Here is a 16,632-nt window from a genome sequence, read left to right on the forward strand (position 1 = left end):
TAACAAAAAATCGCAATGGATCGATACCTTACCACCAAAGGCCTGTTCCTAAGGCAAGCTACACAATGCAAATACGTACTAGAAGACGTATTTGGTAATTGCACACTACCATTCGAGGCGACAACTCCTGCGCTTGCTTTCGACGCCGCATATGACTTAGCACGAGTACGCATCCTGTGTCATGAGTCCGAATGCCAAGAGATGTCTAGTTTCTCCTCGTTCAAGTGGTTTGAGCTTGAGAAGTATTACGTCGCTAGGCTGACCGACTACTTCAGGTACTGGCAAGTTGGTCAGAACAATGTGTCCGTATTCGACATGTTGACGCATGGGCTACCAACCGCCTACATCGACGCTGGTTTTGGAGAAGGCACGCGCGATGAATTGGAGAAAGTCGACAAGTTCGTGAACGCCAAGGCTGAATTTGGAGTGCTGCCCTTCACGAATCAGTATCTTGCGATAAAGTTGTCTCATGTGCAGCTTAGAAGAATTTGTAGTGACCTAATGTCGCTGATACATCGCGCAATCACCGCTTTTGTCGAACTGCTTAAAATTCAAAGAAAAACTATCATGGAAGAGTGCTGGTCAGCTGAACACATGGGTGTTCCAGAGATAGTCCACACCGGACCGAAGTCCTACCGTACCGCAACAAGCGTAACAATATGCGTGATATCTTTGTGTTCGTCGCTAGACATATCCAGTAAGCTGATTCACTTTCTGAACAGTTGCGCAAGCCCCATAGTTCGCTTCCGTGGCGCTCAAGGCAAACATTACTCCGATTTGCAGAAAATGCGTCCGATATCCTTGCCAGAAAATCTGGTTAAGGGGATAGTCGAGAGGATAACGCGTGAGAAGGAGTTTCACTCCCTGATCCAATTGCGCCATGATATCGTGCACAGCACTACCGCACTTGAAATGGAAAAAATCTACGTCGGCAACAAAACGGGAGAAGTGAATGAGCTGCCCCTCTGTTACTCGTTCATGCCCTGGCGAGACTGTCTAGAATCTGGACAGCCGCTGCGCTATCTTGGGCGGGATTATTTCGTAGGATATGGGATGGATATCGAGTGGCAGCTTCTCAATTGGATTCGAGCGGTGATTGATTATCACTTGTTCGTGGGCGCTGCACTATATGGCTTTTTAACGTCCAACTTAGCCGAGGATACGGGAGTTCAACTTGTGGGGCAGCTTGATCCCTAACCCGCTGCTCAAGCTAACGCCCAAAAGCCCAGGCTTTTGGGTATCCTCCGCTTCGCTCCGGTGCGGCTTAGCAAAAAGCGTAAAATGGGTCGGGGTCTTGCCTTTTGCCATCTTTATAAAATTGGGTTGTAGTAGCATTAATTGTCAAGTTACTCAAACTCCCAATTCTAATTCTATGAAGCCGCTTTCCGCTCGAGCACCACAAAATGGTATTCCAGTTTGCTCTCATCTTCTAACCTATGGATTTCACGTGATGATTCATACCAGTCGTTACGGTCGAATTCTGGAAAAAAGGCATCTCCTTCAAAATCTTGCTGTACCTCGGTAAGATAAAGGCGCTGGCAATGCGCCAGCGTTTGCCGGTAAAGTTCTGCGCCGCCAATGATGAAGATTTCTCTATCCTGATAAGGCATGCATGCTGCTAATGCTTCTTCAATCGAGCAGGTTACTATCGCGTCAGGAATCAAAAATTCTGGCTGTCTGCTGATGATGATGTTGATACGCCCTGGTAACGGCCTGCCGATCGATTCATAGGTTTTTCGCCCCATAATGATGATCTGCCCCATGGTAAGCGCTTTGAAGCGCTTGAGATCGGCTGAGAGATGCCAGGGAAGCGCATTATTTCGACCGATGACGCGGTTAGTGGCCATGGCAGCCAGAATGGATAAACGATGTGATGTCATACTGCCACCGGTGCTTTAATGGCTGGATGGGGATCGTAGTTATCCAGCGTGAAATCTTCATATTTAAAATCAAAAATACTTCTGACCGATGGGCTGAGCTGCATAGTTGGCAACGCTCTTGGCTCACGCCCTATTTGCTCCCGGGCTTGCTCAAGATGATTCAGGTAGAGGTGCGCATCGCCGAACGAGTGCACAAAATCACCTGGCTTTAGATCACAAACTTGTGCAATCATCAAGGTTAGCAACGCATAAGAAGCAATATTAAAAGGTACTCCGAGAAAAATATCTGCGCTGCGCTGATAAAGCTGACAGGAAAGTTTGCCATCGGCGACGTAAAACTGAAACAACACATGACAGGGCGCCAGCTTCATTTTATCCAGATCATTGACATTCCAGGCAGAGACAATCATTCGCCTTGAATCAGGAGTTTTTCTGATTTGCTCAATCACCTGTGAGATTTGATCAATTGACTCTTCTCCCGGGCTTGACCAGGAGCGCCATTGATGGCCATAGATGGGACCCAGATCACCGTTTGCATCAGCCCATTCATCCCAAATGGAGACCCCATTTTCCCTGAGATAGGAAATGTTGGTATCACCACGCAGAAACCACAGCAATTCGTGGATAATCGATTTTAAATGACACTTCTTGGTCGTTACCAGCGGAAAACCCTGTGCCAGATCAAAGCGCATCTGATAGCCAAAAATAGACAGCGTGCCGGTGCCGGTACGATCTGACTTCTGATGACCGTGCTCGAGCACATGTCGCATAAGTTCAAGATATTGATGCATGAAAAATTAACAAATAAAGCGGTAATAAAAAAACCATGCTAAATATCGTTAGGATAGCAGATATAATATACGGCTAACTACACTGGCAGGAATTCTGATGCTCGCAACACTTTTACAAAATAACTTACCGATTGATGAATCTGTTAAGGCAACGCACATTCTAGCTCTGCTTCCCAAGCTAGAAAAACTACCTAGCAAAATGAGTCTGCCTGGCGAATATGCGCTCAAAGCATTACTGCTTCGACGTGAGATGCAATTATGTGAGATTAATGAAATACCCGTCTGTGCCAATTTGCAAAATGGTACGCTCTGTACCTGGGTGATGGTGGATTTTAATAAATCTATCTTTGAGCAACACACCGTAGTTCGCAAGGCTTTGCAATTGCTATTGGAAGAAGGACCTACCCAGATTCACCTATCGGTTCATGGCAGTGCGCATCAAAAACAGCTCTTGGCAAAATTAGCAGTCTATGTCACTTGGATCAATGGTGCAGTTTTACCCGTGCGTAAACTTAGGCCTGAGAGAAAACCTCTCGAGTCGATCGTTTTGCGTGGATACGAAGACCCTGACCATTTCTTACTGTTACGCGCTCAGGCGGAAGGAAACTTGCTCGCGCGCGGACTGACTGGGCTGCCGCCTAATGAACTAACGCCTAAAACTTATCGCGAGCAAATTGAAAAGCTTGCGAATAATGAAAATTGGAAATATGAAGAATATGACCTAGCGACACTTCGCAAACTTGGTGCAGGCGCATTTGTTGCGGTAGCTCAGGGAAGTGATACCGAAGATGCTGCCATCGTACATTTACAGCGAAGCAATGGAAAAAAAACGAATAAAACCATTGCGCTAGTCGGGAAAGGCATTTGCTTCGATACCGGTGGCCACAATTTAAAACCTGCGCGTTTCATGCATGGTATGCACGAGGACATGAACGGCTCGGCGGTTGCATTAGGTGTGTTACTGGCGGCAACTCGAGCAGATTTACCCATTAACATCGATTGCTGGCTTGCTATTGCACAAAATCATATTAGCCCGCGTGCTTACAAGCAAAACGATGTCATTACGGCATTAAATGGCACCACGATAGAAATCATCCATACTGATGCAGAGGGTCGCCTGGTACTTGCTGATACGCTGACTTTGGCAGAAAAACAAGAACCTGATTTGATTATTGATTTTGCAACGTTAACAGGCAGTCTTTATACCGCGCTGGGATCACGTTATAGTGGTATCTTCAGTAATCGCGAGCATCTTATCCAGAAGGCGCTGGCTGTTGGAAAATCAAGTGGTGAGCGTATTTGTGCTTTTCCTATGGATACTGATTACGAAGCTGATCTTGAAAGCAAAATCGCTGATATCAAACAATGCACGCTGGAGAGCGATTTTGATCATATCCTGGCAGCCCGCTTCCTCAGTCGATTCGTCAATGAGGTGCCCTGGCTACATATGGATCTCTCTGCATGCAATCATAAAGGTGGCCTCGGTGCCGTTGGAACTGACATCACAGGCTTTGGCGTTGCCTGGTCAATAGCCTTTCTGCAAAAATTTCTTACAAGCTAATTGGAGTTAACTTTACTCATAAGAATTTTCAGTTAAATAAATTTTATTTAAGTTAATCAGTCTGAGAGTAAGTTCCTGACCAATGGAAAGGCGCTCAATATTGCCATTCCATGATTTGATTTCTTTTATACCGATGCCATAGCGCCTGGCAATATCGTATAACGTATCGCCTTTCCTGACTACATAGGTAATCTGATTATCCAATAACGAGGAAGCATTACGCTTATCATTTTCGCTATTTTGTGCCAGATAATCATTTTCTATGCCCCTCTTCTTGCTGCGAGGAACTAATAAAATTTGTCCCTTTCTTACAATACCATTTTCAGCAATACCATTGATCTCTGCAAGTTCGGTTACAGTGACCCCATATTTTCTTGACAAATCTTCAACAGTTTTGGCTTTTTTTACCCGATAAACTCGCCAGGAAACAAGTGACTTATCGTAATTCTGGAGATTAGTTACGAAAGTTTTTACTTTATTAACCGGCAACAAAAGAGTACGGGGTGAATCATCAATTCTGATGATAGGTCTACGATGAGCTGGATTAAGTGCGGTGAATTCATTTTCTGGTACATCTGCAAGCTCAGCTGCCAGCTTCACATCAATATGTTGATTAATTTCAACTTGTTCGAAATAAGGTCTATTAGGAAGCGGTTTAAGTTTGACACCAAAATTTTCTGGATTAGCAATAATGTTTCTTACCGCGATAATTTTTGCAACCTGATTTTTGGTTTGAGGGGGTAACTCTAGTTTACGGAAATTAACCCGCCCATTTCCTTTATGATTTTCATCTATGGATCTTTTTAGCACGCCTTCCCCACAATTGTATGCGGCCAGCGTCAGCCTCCAATCACCAAACATTTTATAAAGCTTCTGCAGATAGTCCAAGGCAGCTCGTGTAGCAGCAACAACATCGCGCCGCTCATCATGCCACCAGTTTTGTTCAAGACCAAATGCTTTCCCAGTAGAAGGAATAAGCTGCCAAAGACCTGAAGCATGGTGGCTAGAATAAGCTAGCGGATTAAAGGCGCTTTCCACAATAGGAATAAGTGCAATCTCAGTTGGCATACCCCGTCGCTCCACTTCTTCCACAATATGAAACAAATAGCGCCTGCTTTGCTCCACGATATGATCAATATCTTTTTGATGGCGGGTAAAATTATTCTCGTTATGTCGTACTTCCTGGCTTCGCATATCAGCGAGGGTAAACCCACTACGTATACGTACCCACAAATCATCTAAATGCTTATGTGAACGGGCAGAAACTTGCTTTATTTCAGAGGTGGAAGTATTTTGATTATTTGCTAAAGTTTTCTGTGTTTCTGCCGCAATGGGTAAGGAGGCCAGTATTATACTGGCCGTGAGTATAAATATGAGGTTTGGTAAGATTCTTTTTCTTAGCATGAGTGATTGCATCCTTAATTTTCAAAACGATCAATATCTCTGAAAATTCAGATTGATCATGTCTGCATGATACGGAGCCTTATTTCCTGAGATTTCTGTCGAATAACTCAGTTAGCTCTGTCTTGCAGACAAGTGCTACATCATTGCTTTCGCGCTTACTCCTAGATTGTTAATGAACCCCTAATTTATAGGGCCTTAAATTTCAAAAGAACTATCCAGCAAATAAAAGTAAATTTGCTGCCAATGCTAATCCCAGCTCAATACACCACCCGTCTGATATTCAATGACGCGTGTCTCAAAAAAGTTCTTTTCTTTCTTTAGATCAATCATTTCCGACATCCAAGGAAATGGGTTACTTGCATCTGAGAAAAGAATATCAAGGCCAATTTGTTGGCATCGACGGTTTGCAATAAAACGCAAATATTCTTTGAACATTGATGCATTGAATCCCAATACACCACGGGGCATCGTATCTTCCGCATAGCGGTATTCAAGCTCTACCGCTTTCTGCATCAAAGTGCTAATTTCCTCGCGGAATGCTTTAGTCCAGAGATGGGGATTTTCCAGCTTGATCTGATTGATGACATCAATGCCAAAATTGCAATGCATGGATTCATCACGCAAAATATACTGATATTGTTCAGCAGCACCCGTCATTTTATTCTGCCTACCCAGTGCCAGAATTTGCGTGAATCCTACATAGAAAAACAGCCCTTCCATGATGCAGGCAAATACAATCAAGCTTTTCAGCAACTGCTGATCAGTTTCTAATGTGCCTGTTTTAAATTTTGGATCCGTCAATGTATCGATGAAAGGAATCAAAAATTCATCCTTATCGCGAATCGATTCAATTTCATGATACGCATTAAAAATTTCACCTTCATTCAGTCCGAGTGATTCAACGATATATTGATAGGCATGGGTATGAATGGCTTCCTCGAAAGCCTGGCGCAAAAGATATTGACGACATTCAGGGTTAGTGATATGACGATAAGTGCCCAGCACAATATTATTTGCTGCCAATGAGTCGGCTGTCACAAAAAAACCAAGATTGCGCTTGATCAGACGGCGCTCATCTTCAGTCAATCCATTAGGATCTTTCCAGAGCGCGATATCACGACTCATATTGATTTCCTGCGGCATCCAGTGATTAGCGCAAGCCGCCAAATATTTTTCCCATGCCCATTTATACTTGAATGGAACCAGTTGATTCACATCTGACTTGCAATTAATAATGCGCTTATCTTCTACGGAGACGCGACGACAGTCATCCTTTATCGAATTTTCATTCGATGGATCAATATGGCGTTCTGTCGCTGTATTGCTTGCAGCAGGGGAATACAAAACTGAATCGGATATTCCGCTTAACAGGCCTTTTTTGGGGAGGCTTTCAGGTTGCAGTGGCTCATCATCAAATGTCAACATTTTCTTTCCTCCTTACCTTTATATAGTTGTACTGCTACATTCATTATCATTGACACGATTCACATCCAGGATCATCAATTGCACAATATTTGATTTCCGTCGTTATCTGCTGAGCGCTTGCTGCAACTACGCCGCCACTGGCTGGTACGGCATTAAGTACACCGGTGTGTACTGTAGATTTTTCTGCTGTCGTTGCGCCTAATGAACGCAAATAGTAGGTTGTCTTGAGTCCTCGCAACCAGGCAAGCTTATAAACCTCATCGAGTTTCTTGCCAGAGACGCCCCCCATATAGATATTGAGGGATTGCGCTTGATCGATCCATTTCTGCCGTCTGGCAGCCGCCTCAACCAACCAGCGAGGATCCATTTCGAAAGCAGTAGCATACATGTTGCGGATATTTGCAGGTATTCTGTCTATTCTGCCAATAGCGCCATCGTAATACTTGAGATCAGCAATCATCACTTCATCCCAAAGATCACTTTTCTTCAGATCATTGACCAGCCATTTATTGGCGATCGTAAACTCTCCAGACAAATTGGATTTAACGTATAGATTCTGATATGTAGGCTCGATGCTCGCTGAAACACCGACGATATTGGAAATCGTCGCAGTAGGTGCAATCGCCAGGCAATTTGAATTTCTCATGCCATGCTTCTTGATGCGTGCACGAAGTTTATCCCACTGCAGGGTGGCTGAAGTATCCACCTCAACATAATCACCACGTTCTTCGCGCAATAGCTCAAGGGAATCCTGTGGCAAAATCCCACGATCCCACAAACTACCACGATAGGAAGCGTAACAGCCGCGCTCTTCTGCTAATTCGGTGGAGGACCAATAAGCATAATAGGCGATGGCCTCCGTTGATCGGTCTGCAAACTCTACCGCTTCTTCAGAAGAATAAGGAATGCCAAGCTTATGCAGACAATCCTGGAATCCCATGACGCCAAGTCCAACCGGTCGATGCCTCAGATTGGCATTACGTGCTTTTGCAACTGCATAGAAATTGATATCGATCACATTATCAAGCATACGCATCGCTGTGTTAATGGTACGCTTGAGTTTATCCATATCAAGCTTGCCATCGTTGATGTGCGCCAGTAAATTGATCGATCCCAGATTGCAGACAGCAATTTCCTGCTCGTTGGTATTCAACGTGATTTCAGTACAAAGGTTGGAACTATGCACCACACCGACATGATTTTGAGGGGAGCGTATATTGCATGGATCCTTAAAGGTAATCCACGGATGCCCTGTCTCGAACAGCATAGTCAGCATTTTCCGCCATAATTGCTGGGCAGGGATCTTCCTATGCAAGGCAATTTCACTCTCCATCGCTTTCTTTTCGTAAGCAAGATAAGCCTGCTCAAATACTTTGCCATACTTGTCATGGAGATCTGGCACATCCGAAGGGGAAAACAGTGTCCAGTCACTCCCTTCCATCACCCTTTTCATGAACAAATCGGGCACCCAGATCGCGGTATTCATATCATGCGTACGACGGCGATCATCACCGGTGTTCTTACGAAGCTCCAAAAACTCCTCGACATCAAGGTGCCAGCATTCCAGATAGGCGCATACCGCCCCCTTACGTTTGCCGCCTTGATTGACTGCCACAGCAGTATCAGAGACTACTTTGAGAAAAGGAACTACACCTTGTGATTTGCCATTGGTTCCCTTGATGCGCGACCCCATCGCCCGCACCGGAGTCCAGTCATTACCCAGTCCACCTGCAAACTTTGAAAGCAGGGCGTTTTCCTTAATGGCTTCATAAATGCTATCCAGACTATCTGGTACGGTAGTCAGGTAACACGAAGAGAGCTGCGGACGACACGTACCCGAATTGAACAACGTCGGCGTCGAGCTCATGAAATCAAATTTTGATAGCACATGATAGAACTCGATGGCACGCACCTCACGATCAATCTCATTAAGTGCAAGCCCCATGGCTACCCGCATGAAAAAAGCCTGCGGCAGCTCGATACGCTTTTCATTGACATGCAAAAAATAGCGATCATACAGCGTCTGCAAACCCAGATAGCCAAACTGCAAATCACGATCTGCATCCAGCACTTCTGCCAAACGTGCCAAATCGAATTGTGCCAGTCGCTCATCCAGCAATCCTGCCTCGATACCTCGTTTAATAAAGCCTGGAAAATATTCGGCGTAACGAGTTTTCATCTCGTTTTGTGCGACATCCTCTCCTAGCACCTCAAAGCGGATCGTGTGTAATAACAACTTCGCCGTAACGTAACTATAAGCGGGATCTTTTTCTATCAAAGAACGTGCCGACAAAATGAGCGACTTTCTGACTTCTTCTGCTGGCACGCCATCATATAAATCTCTTAGCGTTGATTTAAGGATCAATGTGCTATCTACTGCCTCACCGAGATCCGCACAAGCTGCTTCTACCAGCGCCGTCAGTCGCGCAATATCGAGAGGAATCCTGCGACCATTTTCCAATACATGCAAAACTGGAGCCTGTTTCTCGGCAGCCAGCTTTTCTTGCTGTTTTGCCCGTTCACGCGCGCGCTCCTCACGATACAGCACATAAGAGCGCGCCACATCATGTTCGCCCGAACGCATCAGCGCCAGCTCAACTTGATCTTGAATATCCTCGATATGAAACGTGCCCCCTTCAGGCTGGCGTCGTGTCAGCGCACCCACTACATCCTGAGTCAACCGTGCCACCACCTCACGCACCCGCGCAGACGCAGCCCCCTGCCCGCCTTCCACCGCGATAAAAGCTTTGGTCATGGCAACAGAAATCTTGCTCGGCTCAAAAGCAACCACCGCACCATTACGGCGAATCACTTTGTATTGTGCGTATTGCAGCAAACCCATCGCTGAGGGAATCTCAGAAAAATCCTTTTGCAGCGCTGGGCTTAAATTTTCACTGTCGGCTGTAAGCACTGGTCACTCTTTTATTTTTTGTTGTTAGTTAAGGATAAGGGCAATAAGGGCAGCTTCGTTGCCCTTACTATACTACCTGTTGTAGCAAGCGGTAGATTATGGCTGACCTATTGTACTAGGTCAATAAATTTGTAAATTATTTGAGAAAATGGAACATTCTGATCAATTAACAGATTGATAAAAAATAAAAATTAAAAAGTTTGAAATAGAGATAAAACCGAAACAAAAAAATAGCACTCTATTACCAAAGTAGGTTATTACAAATTATCTTTTAACCTGAAAACCGCTTTTAGGTTTAAGTCAAAAATAGGTGTTTTAACCACAAACACGCCTACTTTTTCCTAAGTTTCAAGACAGATAATGTTGTGAGAAACTACGATCGATTAATCTCCCTCATTATTAACAGGCGTATTTCTATGCACCAGAATCAATGGCACCTGCTTACCACCAGACGCTTTCTGCCTCTTTTTCTCACCCAGTTTCTGGGCGCATTGAATGAGAATGTTTGCAAAAATGCGCTAATCATCCTGATTACTTATACAACGATGGATAATGCTGGCTTTAGCCCACAAATCATGGTAGCTCTTGCAGCCGGCATCTTCATCCTGCCTTTTTTTCTTTTTTCTGCTACTGCCGGTCAGCTTGCAGACAAGTGGGACAAAGCAAAGCTGATCAGAATCATCAAATTCATAGAAATCCTGCTAATGAGTAGTGCAGCAGCCGGCTTCTTTCTAGGAAATGTAGTTTTTATGCTGGGCATCCTTTTTTTAACGGGAGCCCAGTCAGCATTTTTTGGACCACTCAAATATGGCATTCTGCCAGATCACCTCAAAGATAATGAATTGATTGGCGGTAATGCTCTCATTGAAGCAGGCACGTTTTTATCTTTATTACTTGGCACAATGCTAGGGGGTCTGCTCATTCTGGCTGAGAATGGCATTACCATCATGGCAGCATTGATCATCATCACTGCGCTTGCTGGTTGGTTATTTAGCCTATTTATTCCATCAACCCTTCCAGCATCACCCCAAATTAAAGTTGGTCACAACTTATTGAATGAGACTCACATCCTCCTTCAACATATAGGTCAGAATACGGTCGTATTCCGCTCCATACTGGGTATCTCATGGTTCTGGCTGTTTGGGACAGCCTTTTTATCTCAGCTCCCCCTTTTTGCGAAAGAGACTATGGGTGGCAATGAACAAGTTACCACTTTGTTGCTGGTATTTTTTTCCATTGGCATCGGCCTCGGCTCACTACTTTGCAATAAGTTGCTAAAAAGTGAAATTGCGGCGATCTATACTCCGCTGGCTATTCTGGGCATGACCATTTTTACAGTAGACCTGTTTTTTGCCAGCAAAAGCATCCTGCCAGCAGCAGAAGGTGAACTGATCGGCGCAATCGCCTTTCTGGCTTCATTTGCACATTGGCGTATTTTGCTGGATCTGCTGGCTATTGCCATTTGTGGTGGCATCTATGTTGTTCCACTTTATGCTCTTGTTCAGCGCTGCTCAGAAGCGTCTCATCGCTCCCGTATCATTGCTGGCAATAACATCATGAATGCATTATTCATAGTGGCATCAGCCATGGCTCTCAGTTTGATGCAGACTAGCGATTTCACTGTAACAGAAGTTTTTCTTACCATCGCGATTCTGAGTGGTCTTATTATGACGATCTACCTTTCCAGTCTATTGCCGCAAACTTTGATCAGATCCATTCTGCAGTGGGTTTTTCATACTTGCTACCACCTGGAAGTCAAAGGGCTGGAAAACTACCAAAAAGCGGAAAAAAAAACGATCATCATTGCCAATCATCTCTCTTTCCTGGATGCTCTTCTGCTAAGCATTAGCCTCCCCGAGCAACTGTGTTTTGCCATCAATACGCACATAGTACGGCGTTGGTGGATCAGGCCATTTTTATTTCTGGCTGACACTATCACAATTGATCCTGCTAATCCGAACTCTACTCAGTTATTGATTGATAAAGTAAGAAGTGGTCAGAAAGTTGTCATTTTTCCTGAAGGCAGACTAACACTAACCGGATTACTCATGAAAGTATGTGAAGACCTCGTCATCATTGCCGACAAATCAGGTGCACTGCTTCTCCCGATCAGTATTTCAGGTGCGCAATACACTCCGTTCTCCCGACTGAAAGGCAAAATCCGGATTCGGTGGTTTCCCAAAATTACTCTTACCTGCATGCCGCCTGAATCATTTGATCTTCCATCGCAAATCCAGGGAAAGCAACGAAAACGTCTTGCTGCGATCAAGCTCTACGACATCATGACAAGTATGATGCTTCAAAGCAATGAGCTCAAGCAAACCTTATTTCAGTCCCTATTGGATGCAACCGCCACTCATGGCAAAAAACATATCATTGCTGAAGATACTGAACGCAGACCAATAAGTTACGCTCAATTGATCACCGGCAGTTTTATTCTGGGAAACGATCTGCGCAAGCTTACCCGAGCAGGAGAAAATGTAGGGATATTATTGCCTAATATGACCAGTACACTGATCAGTTTTTTTGCCTTACAAGCTTTTGGTCGCATCCCCGCCATGTTAAATTTCTCCGTCAGCAAAAAAAATCTGATGGAGGCGTGTCAGCTAGCACAAATCAAATCAGTCCTCACTTCCAGGCAATTCATCGAAGCTGGAAAACTCACTGAAATGATCGATGGATTACAAGCGCAACATGTCACGATACTTTATCTGGAAGATATCCGCAAACGCCTTCACTGGTGGAACAAGTTGACAGGATTGTTAGCCGGGAGGATTCCGCGGCTTTCTTATCACTTTACTAACCCCGCACACGATGCCGCTGCGCCTGCGGTAGTACTATTTACTTCTGGCTCTGAAGGCGCGCCTAAAGGCGTAGTGCTCAGTCACATCAATTTACAAGCTAACCGCTTTCAGGTGTCATCCGTTATTGATTTTGCCCCAACGGATAGTGTATTCAGTGCTTTGCCGATTTTTCATTCCTTTGGTCTGACAGGCGGTATGCTGTTACCTGTTTTATCCGGAATAAAAACATTTTTTTATCCCTCGCCGCTGCATTATCGAGCTATTCCTGAATTGGTGTACGATACCAATGCCACTCTTCTATTTGGTACTGATACCTTCCTGGCTGGTTATGCACATTATGCTAATCCTTATGATTTTTGCAGTCTCCGATATGTATTCGCAGGTGCAGAAAAATTAAGGAAAAGCACGCGCAGTACATGGTTAGAAAATTTTGGTATCCGCATTCTCGAAGGGTATGGTGCAACCGAAACGGCGCCCATCTTGAGTATCAATACTCCTATGCACCATCGGCCAGGATCGGTAGGCCGGTTGATGCCGGGCGTTAGCTATCAATTGGAAAAAATTCCTGGTATTGAAAATGGCGGTAAGTTACTGATTTCCGGTCCTAATGTCATGAAAGGCTATTACCTGATCGATTCACCTGGGCAGGTTATGCCACCAGTTAACGGCTGGTATGACACAGGTGACATCGTCGAAATGGATGAGGAAGGCTATCTCTTTATTAAAGGTCGTGCCAAGCGCTTTGCCAAAATCGGCGGTGAAATGGTTTCCTTGACTGCGGTAGAAGAATACGTCCATAAACTATGGCCTGCTTATACCCATGCCGTTGTGCAGATTCCCGATGCCAAAAAAGGTGAGCAGTTGGTCCTCATTACCACCAATCCCTCTGCCAACCGAAACGAACTGATTGACTATGTCCAAAAACAGGGCATTGGAGAGTTGAATATTCCCAAAACTATTTTAACTGTTGATGAAATGCCTCTCCTAGGCACTGGAAAAACAGATTATGTCACACTGCGTGATTGGACTCTGAAACAAACGACTGGCCTTTGATTCATACATTCCGATCTTTCTAATACAAATCAATCTCATCGACCATATTTTTTTCTGTTGCGGCGTCGCCGGTTATGTGCTCGCCTGGCTTCTTCTTCAGTCAGTGGTGCAGGTTTTTTATTAGCGTAAGGATTGTAGCCCGTCCTAAATTCTATTCGTAACGGCGTACCTTCTAGCCGGAAAGTTGCACGAAACGTATTTTCCAGGTAACGGCGATAAGTTTCTGGCACATGATCCAGCATGCTGCCATGAACAATGATCAAGGGAGGGTTGGATCCTCCTTGATGAGCATAGCGCAATTTGGGACGAGACATCCCTCCCCGAGGAGGCGATTGTTTTGCTACAGCCGCCAGTAAAGCGCGTGTCAGCTTAGGTGTTGGCAGATCAGCCATTGCGGCGGCATAAGCGGCATCAATCGATGGAAACAGTCCTCTTATGCCACTTCCATGTAACGCAGAGATATAGTGATATTTAGCATAATCAAGAAACGCAAACCTTCGTGCAATCTCTTGCTTGACAGCATCTCGTTGATACTCATCCAGACCATCCCACTTGTTAATAGCGATGACCAATGCTCTTCCCGTTTCCAGGATAAATCCAGCAATATGCGCATCCTGATCAGAAATATCATTTCTTGCATCAAGAACCAGAACCACCACATTTGCATCCTCAATTGCTTGCAGCGTTTTGATGACTGAAAATTTCTCTATCGTCTCGAATACTTTGCCACGACGACGCAAGCCTGCTGTATCGATTAAAGTGTAATGCTGCTGATGGTACTCAAAATCAATATAAATACTGTCCCGGGTCGTACCCGGTTGATCAAAGGCAATGACACGTTCTTCACCCAGCAGCGTATTGATCAGTGTTGACTTGCCTACATTGGGTCGTCCGACAATAGCAATTTTGGGATATTTTTCCGTTCTCTCCTCAATTTCTTCTTGCTGAGGAAAAAAGCCAGCTAAAGCCAGCTCAATGAGCTCACCCACATGATCGCCATGAATAGCTGAAATCGCACAGGGTTCTCCCAAACCTAGCTCATAAAATTCCGAAGTGACGATGGCTGTTCGCATGCCCTCAGTTTTATTTACGACTAGCAGAATTTTGCGTCCAGTTTGCCGCAGGTGCTCCGCAATAATTTTGTCATGTGGCATCAATCCTTGTCGCCCATCAACCACAAATAAAACAACATCCGCCTCATCCACTGCCTGGAGTGTCTGCCTGGCCATCGCATGCAAAACACCCGACTTCACAACAGGTTCAAAACCACCCGTATCCACGACAATATAAGGTTTATCGCCTATCTTGCCGTGACCATAATGTCGATCACGCGTCAATCCTGGAATATCTGCCACGATGGCATCACGGCTCCGTGTGAGACGATTAAAGAGTGTTGATTTACCAACATTGGGACGCCCAACCAGCACAAGCGTAGGTTTCATTGATTGCAGGAAATGATAATGACTGAAAAGATGTATGCTTTCACCCACTGTGGGAGAAAGCATTTTGAAATTTATTGTGGAAAGTATAAAAAATGTATTATGAACAACCGTTACTGCACAGCAAAAGCATAAATCCCGCCGTTTGAAGTTTGCACAACAAAACCATCAGGAATATATTCCGGACGGCTCAAAATCGCGCCGCCATCCGTGGAAGCTCGTGCAGCCAAGCTACCGTCATGGCGCCTAAGTAAAGAGACATTACCTTCAGCATCACCTACTGCCAAGAGCGCACCACGAACAAGCAAGGGTGCAGATAATTTACGGCTACCCAGTTTAGCCTGCTTCCACATCATGGCTCCACTTCTTTTATCATAAGCCACGACCGCACCACTATCTTCACTGACATAGACATTATTGTTATCCATGGTAAGGCCAGCATTGCTAGAAGCGTCTCTCGCCCAAATCTGATTACCATCTTTGATTTCAAAGCAACCGATACGACCATGATAGGCCACAGCACAAACTTGTTGATCATCAATAACAGGTAGACCAGTGATATCCGTCATACGTTCCAGCTCTGTTACCCCTCGTGGTTGCGAAACAGTCGCCTCCCAGCCTACATTACCATTCAACAAACTCATTGCCACTAGTTTGCCGCCGGTTAATCCAGCAAATATAGCTCCGCGAGAAATTAATACACCGGCAAAATTTCTCATCGTCAACGCAGGAGTAGGTCCTTGATAAATCCATTTGCGACTACCATCAATAGCATCTAATCCAAAAATCCTACCATCTGCGCTTCGTACAATGACCACACCGCTATCGATCTGTGGTTGACTTAATACTTCACTGGTCACACGCGTTTTCCAGCGCTCATGACCTATTTCGTCAAACGCAAGCACCTCGCCATTAAACGTTCCAACCAGAATTGTTCCCTGACCAGCACCCACTCCCCCTGACAATTTATGCTCAGTCTCTATCTGCAAAGTCTCTTTTCCATTAGCAGGATCAAGGCGAACCAGGGATCCTTTTGCATCAGCGGCATAGACTGCACCATTCTCATAAATGGGAGAAAATACCGCTATCTTGCTCTTATTCAGACCGTGCTTCCATAATAGCGGTATCTCAGGCGCTGCTTTTAATGCTGCAATTTCTTCCTTATCGACTTCGTTTTCATCTTTATTACTCAGTAGATCAACCAAATTACTGATACCCAGATCACCAATATTACCGATACCCAAATCACCCATACTTGCGCATCCAGTCAGTAAGACCAATACTGCAAATAATACGAAGCGTCGTAAAAAAGAAGTGCCTGCTCTAAGCAACAAAAGATACTCCACACGCAAATTGACGAATAC

At 44.8% G+C, this 16,632-nt stretch carries 10 protein-coding genes; 3 read left to right on the top strand and 7 right to left on the bottom strand.

Annotated features, from left to right (window positions below):
• The first annotated feature begins 15 nt into the window (after nt 1-15).
• Entirely contained in the window at nt 16-1,197 is a 1,182-nt protein-coding gene (locus R2Q26_RS04440; RefSeq protein WP_317535161.1) for a hypothetical protein, read from the top strand.
• A 173-nt stretch (nt 1,198-1,370) separates the two neighbouring features.
• Here the strand turns inward: R2Q26_RS04440 and R2Q26_RS04445 are convergent, their stop codons facing one another.
• A complete protein-coding gene (locus R2Q26_RS04445; RefSeq protein ID WP_317535162.1) occupies nt 1,371-1,880 on the bottom strand; it encodes a dihydrofolate reductase in 510 nt (169 codons plus the stop codon).
• Nucleotides 1,877-2,671, bottom strand: a complete 795-nt coding sequence (locus R2Q26_RS04450; protein WP_317535163.1) for a thymidylate synthase — start codon at nt 2,669-2,671, stop codon at nt 1,877-1,879. The genes R2Q26_RS04445 and R2Q26_RS04450 overlap by 4 nt, the downstream gene beginning before the upstream one ends.
• A gap of 97 nt (nt 2,672-2,768) precedes the next feature.
• Here R2Q26_RS04450 and R2Q26_RS04455 point away from each other — a divergent pair, with 97 nt between their 5' ends.
• The gene (locus R2Q26_RS04455) at nt 2,769-4,232 is read left to right on the top strand and encodes a leucyl aminopeptidase family protein (RefSeq protein ID WP_317535164.1); all 1,464 of its coding nucleotides are present in this window, start codon (nt 2,769-2,771) and stop codon (nt 4,230-4,232) included.
• Between the two features lie 12 nt (nt 4,233-4,244).
• Here the strand turns inward: R2Q26_RS04455 and R2Q26_RS04460 are convergent, their stop codons facing one another.
• From R2Q26_RS04460 to R2Q26_RS04470, 3 genes are all read right to left on the bottom strand, one after another.
• Entirely contained in the window at nt 4,245-5,636 is a 1,392-nt protein-coding gene (locus R2Q26_RS04460) for a transglycosylase SLT domain-containing protein (RefSeq protein WP_317535165.1), read from the bottom strand.
• Between the two features lie 246 nt (nt 5,637-5,882).
• On the bottom strand, nt 5,883-7,061 hold the full coding sequence (locus R2Q26_RS04465) for a ribonucleotide-diphosphate reductase subunit beta (RefSeq protein ID WP_317535166.1): 1,179 nt from the start codon (nt 7,059-7,061) through the stop codon (nt 5,883-5,885).
• Between the two features lie 46 nt (nt 7,062-7,107).
• Nucleotides 7,108-9,903, bottom strand: coding sequence for a ribonucleoside-diphosphate reductase subunit alpha (locus tag R2Q26_RS04470; protein WP_317535191.1), 2,796 nt, complete (start codon nt 9,901-9,903; stop codon nt 7,108-7,110).
• Nucleotides 9,904-10,388: 485 nt separating this feature from the next.
• Here R2Q26_RS04470 and R2Q26_RS04475 point away from each other — a divergent pair, with 485 nt between their 5' ends.
• Nucleotides 10,389-13,829, top strand: a complete 3,441-nt coding sequence (locus tag R2Q26_RS04475; protein ID WP_317535167.1) for an acyl-[ACP]--phospholipid O-acyltransferase — start codon at nt 10,389-10,391, stop codon at nt 13,827-13,829.
• Between the two features lie 35 nt (nt 13,830-13,864).
• Here the strand turns inward: R2Q26_RS04475 and der are convergent, their stop codons facing one another.
• Together der and bamB are read right to left on the bottom strand one after the other, a co-directional pair.
• Nucleotides 13,865-15,271 carry a ribosome biogenesis GTPase Der gene (gene der, locus R2Q26_RS04480; protein WP_317535168.1) on the bottom strand — a complete coding sequence of 469 codons (1,407 nt, stop codon included), beginning with the start codon at nt 15,269-15,271 and terminating at the stop codon, nt 13,865-13,867.
• A gap of 110 nt (nt 15,272-15,381) precedes the next feature.
• Nucleotides 15,382-16,602, bottom strand: coding sequence for an outer membrane protein assembly factor BamB (bamB, locus tag R2Q26_RS04485; RefSeq protein WP_317535169.1), 1,221 nt, complete (start codon nt 16,600-16,602; stop codon nt 15,382-15,384).
• Nucleotides 16,603-16,632: the final 30 nt, after the last annotated feature.

This window comes from Nitrosomonas sp. Is37 (genome assembly GCF_033063275.1).
Classification (GTDB): domain Bacteria; phylum Pseudomonadota; class Gammaproteobacteria; order Burkholderiales; family Nitrosomonadaceae; genus Nitrosomonas.